This window comes from Ochrobactrum sp. SFR4 (assembly GCF_019730395.1).
Taxonomy (GTDB): Bacteria; Pseudomonadota; Alphaproteobacteria; order Rhizobiales; family Rhizobiaceae; genus Pseudochrobactrum.
Genome location: NZ_JAAPBB010000169.1, coordinates 1 through 486, shown reverse-complemented (window position 1 = coordinate 486; position 486 = coordinate 1). Strand labels below are relative to the sequence as shown.

1 protein-coding gene is annotated in these 486 nt (G+C 34.4%); it reads right to left on the bottom strand.

Annotation, left to right across the window (positions count from 1 at the left end; all coding sequences use genetic code 11):
• Positions 1-486: hypothetical protein (locus HBA93_RS18405; RefSeq protein ID WP_221724264.1), on the bottom strand; the 486-nt coding region annotated here is incomplete at both ends.

The following is a 486-nucleotide window of genomic DNA, read 5'->3' as shown; positions in this document are numbered from 1 at the left end:
AACCATTTATAGTAATTGAACCATCAAGATTTAGTGTTAAAGGGACAAGTTGCGGATTTTTATCAACTTTATCCATAGCACAAAGAACATCTTTACCGGCCACTGTTTCCTGACAAGTTGGTTTAGCAGTTTGAATTGCAGAACCATTTATAGGACGAATATAAGCATCATTTATTTTTCTATATTTTAATTCAGCACCTACAACCGTTCCAATTATGGAATGAGTAAATGTAATATATGCATTATATGAAATCTCGCAGTTTAGCGTTCCTACGCGCATTCTGCGCATATCACCATTGCGATCTAGACCTAAGATATCTGCATTAGGTTGAGCCATTTCATAAACATTATTATATTTTCCATTAGCATAAAAAAAGCAATTCGCTTCAGCATTTAAAGGGCGAACATCGCCTACTGGTCTATCCCAAGTTTGAGACCATATATTATTCTGCATATCATCATGAATATGCTTATAAACTTCAGATT